Source organism: Paratractidigestivibacter sp. (assembly GCF_052362415.1).
GTDB lineage: Bacteria > Actinomycetota > Coriobacteriia > Coriobacteriales > Atopobiaceae > Paratractidigestivibacter.
The window spans coordinates 30,076-33,157 of sequence record NZ_DAWEMK010000012.1 but is presented as its reverse complement, the minus strand read 5'-3'; the positions used below and the strand labels follow the sequence as shown (position 1 = coordinate 33,157).

5 protein-coding genes are annotated in these 3,082 nt (G+C 62.9%); 3 read left to right on the top strand and 2 right to left on the bottom strand.

Features of this window, described 5'->3' with window-relative positions:
* Positions 1-193 (bottom strand): hypothetical protein (locus tag ACT84W_RS02475; RefSeq protein WP_444328091.1); only part of this gene is annotated, 193 nt, incomplete at its 3' end.
* 110 nt (positions 194-303) lie between these two features.
* Between ACT84W_RS02475 and ACT84W_RS02470 the strand changes: the two genes are divergently transcribed.
* The 3 genes from ACT84W_RS02470 (at position 304) to ACT84W_RS02460 (ending at position 2,579) form a co-directional block, all read left to right on the top strand.
* On the top strand, positions 304-840 hold the full coding sequence (locus tag ACT84W_RS02470; protein WP_417575320.1) for a hypothetical protein: 537 nt from the start codon (positions 304-306) through the stop codon (positions 838-840).
* A 105-nt stretch (positions 841-945) separates the two neighbouring features.
* The gene (ung, locus tag ACT84W_RS02465; protein WP_444328090.1) at positions 946-1,656 is read left to right on the top strand and encodes a uracil-DNA glycosylase; all 711 of its coding nucleotides are present in this window, start codon (positions 946-948) and stop codon (positions 1,654-1,656) included.
* 650 nt (positions 1,657-2,306) lie between these two features.
* Positions 2,307-2,579 carry a hypothetical protein gene (locus tag ACT84W_RS02460; protein WP_417575323.1) on the top strand — a complete coding sequence of 91 codons (273 nt, stop codon included), beginning with the start codon at positions 2,307-2,309 and terminating at the stop codon, positions 2,577-2,579.
* A gap of 95 nt (positions 2,580-2,674) precedes the next feature.
* On the opposite strand, the gene ACT84W_RS02455 is transcribed toward ACT84W_RS02460, so the two are convergent.
* Positions 2,675-3,082 (bottom strand): TrmO family methyltransferase domain-containing protein (locus ACT84W_RS02455; RefSeq protein WP_444328089.1); only part of this gene is annotated, 408 nt, incomplete at its 5' end.

Genomic DNA, 3,082 nt, shown 5'->3' with positions numbered 1-3,082 from the left:
CGCCGCCGCGCTGCTGCGAGGTCGTCTGCGACGAGACCGCCTGCGCACCCTGCGAGGAGTTCCCGGAGCCGGGAGTTATGCCCGAGATCCCCAGGACGGAGCAGACGAGCGCGATCGCGATGGCTGCGACGCCTCCCACCACCTTCGTCCTCGGCTGCCCGTTGCCGCCCTCGTTGCCGTTGCTCCTGCCCATAGCGCTTCTCCGTTTGGTCGATTTTTGACTCGATGGTACCTCAGGGACAAGACTACAATTTCCGCGTGCGCGGACCCGCGCACGTATGGCCGCGCCACAAAGGAGAACCGATGCCAACGCCTGACTACGCCAAGCTCGCAAAGACCCACATCTGGTACGTCTGCTATGGCTCGAACCTCACTTGGGATCGGTTCAAGTACTACGTGCAGGGCGGGCTCTGCCCCTTCAACGGCCGCGAGTACCCCGGCTGCGCGGACAAGACCGCGCCCGTGGAGTCTCGCGCCGTCCATGTGCCCTTCGACCTCTACTTCGGAGGCAGCGCCCAGATCTGGGAGGGCGGAGGGGTCGGCTTCCTCGACGCGTCGCGCCCCGGCGACGCCCTCGCTCGCGCCTGGCTCATCACGCGCGAGCAGTACGAGCAGGTTCTCGACCAGGAAGGCCGTGCCCCGGAGTGGTACAGCCACGAGATCGACCTCGACCCCATCGACGGCATTGATGCCCGCACCTTCACGAACGCCTCTCGCCGGCCAAAGAACGCCCCGACCAAGCCCTACCTCGACGTAATTCGCACAGGCCTGCTCGAGACCTTCCCGCAGATGCCCCGCGCCGAGATCGATGCCTACCTCGACCTCGCCTGCAGCCGATAGCTCAGCGGGCGCGCAGGTCCCGGCCGTCGCGCCCTTAGAATCGCTCCCGCCAATCAGAGAGAATGTGGCGGCTGCCCCGTCCCCAAATCGCACCCGGAGGCACACGTGAACAAGAACGTCGAGGAATGGCTCGCCGGCGCGCCGGCAGACGTCACAGAAACGACCGAGCGGCTGCTCGCCGAGGTCGCGGGCATGCGCGCGGAGGGGCAGACGATCTACCCGCCGCAGGACGACATCCTCAACGCCCTTGCCTGGACGGCGCCCGCAGACGTACGCGCCGTGATCCTCGGCCAGGACCCCTACCACGAGGAAGGCCAGGCCATGGGGCTCTCGTTCAGCGTCCACGACGGTTGCAAGCTGCCGCCGAGCCTGCGCAACATCTACAAAGAGATGGCCTCTGATCTGGGTTGCGAGACGCCTTCGTCGGGCGACCTCTCTGGCTGGGCGCGCCAAGGCGTGCTGCTGCTCAACACCACGCTGACGGTGCGCCAAGGGGCCGCGAACTCCCACGCGAAGCTCGGCTGGCAGGTGCTCACGCACTACATCGTCCGCCGTTGCCTCGAGCTGCCGCAGCCGGTGGTGTTCCTCACCTGGGGCCGCTACGCCGTCAACCTAGTCGATGGCGCCAAGGCGGCGCTGGGCGACGGCGTCGCCGGAAATAAGTTCTGCCTCGCGTCGACCCACCCCTCCCCGCTCTCGGCGCGACGCGCCGGCGGCGGTCTTCCCGCGTTCATCGGCTCTGCGCCCTTCTCGCACGCGAACGCACTGCTGGTAGCGCATGGTGCCGAGCCCATCGATTGGGCGCGCACCGCTTAGGTCCGGGCCGAGTCGCGCCGGGAATCCACAATTTGTTCTAGTACACGCGTTCGGTTTCGTGCTATAGTTCCGCTCAAGGTAAGGGAGCAGAAAGAGCTGCGCGGAGGCCCTCAATGGTACGCGCAGCGGGTCGTCAGCGCATTGCCGACGACACTGGCTTCTCCCTGGCGGGCACGCGCCCCCGTCCCTCCGGCACCCCAAGAGCCCGGAGACTCACAGTCGACTATTCAGTTTTGCCGTGAGCGGGAACGGGGGCTTCATCATGGAGCATATTTCCAGCATCAGCATCGACGATGCCTGCCCGGAGGCAATACCGCGGATGCAGCCGAGCTATCAGCTGCATAGCTCAAATTAAGCCTTAATAGATATTTATTGAATATTGTTTTAGCATTACTGGAGTGCTTATGGTTTTCGAATGGGATGGCAAAAAGAGCCTCGCCAACGAAGCCAAGCATGGTGTAGGGCTAGATTTCGGATGCTATCTATGGGATGGAAGGGTCGTCACACTAAGAAGCCCGAAAAAGGGCGAAGACAGAAGGCTGTCGATTGGTCTCATTGGGGCGAATACTGGGTCGCGATTTGGAAGCCCAGCGGTGATTCAAGGCGGCTAATCTCCGTTCGACTTGCGACCCCAAAAGAAAGGAGCTTCTATGACCGCAACAACTGCATCTAACCTTGTGGAGCGTTTCGACGCGGGCAAGGATGTCCTCGATTACTTTGATACAGAAAACCCTTTGATTGAGGAGCCCGACCCTTCCGAGCCAAAACAAGTTTCTATTACCATCCCCCTTTGGCTGGTCAATTGGCTAGACCAAGAAGCCGCGCGTAGGGGGATAGCCCGTAAAGCCGTCATAAACACAGCCCTTGTTGAATGGTCGGACGAACAGCGCGAGAAGGCGCTCCGCCTTTTTAAGACTGCTTAATCGGCTGAGAATAACCCGATCTTTCGACCACATCCGGGCAAGAGAGAGACCTCTGCCGGGGAAGCTGGGATGTAGCCCGCATCTGCCAAGCGGGCTCACCCGGAATTGACGCCGACCACGCGCAGATCGCTTCCGTCTACGCGGAACGCGACGTCGAGGCCTGCGTACGCCAGGTGGTACACACGATTGGGCTCGTGCTTGCTGCCTGCGCGGCGAGGGTCTTGGCGCAAGACCTCGATAAGGCCCGCGAGCTTGCCCGTGGGCACACGCTCCTGCAGCTCCGCGGGGAATTCGACCTCGAGTTCCTGCCAAGGCGACTCCTCGATCCAGCCGCCGCTCGCCTCGGGATGGCAGTCCGCGAAGGGGATGTAGGGCTTGATATCGTAAATCGGCGTCCCGTCGCGCAGATCGGCGCCGAGCACATGGATAACGGGGCCCGCTTCGGTCAGCTCAACGCAATCGAGCTTCACACAGGTCAGACCGATGGGATTCGGCCTGAACGG

What these genes read in the sequence shown, in the direction of transcription:
- ACT84W_RS02470 (WP_417575320.1), top strand. Translation starts at nt 304, where the DNA reads ATGCCAACGCCTGACTACGCCAAGCTCGCAAAGACCCACATCTGGTAC.
- ACT84W_RS02460 (WP_417575323.1), top strand. Translation starts at nt 2,307, where the DNA reads ATGACCGCAACAACTGCATCTAACCTTGTGGAGCGTTTCGACGCGGGC.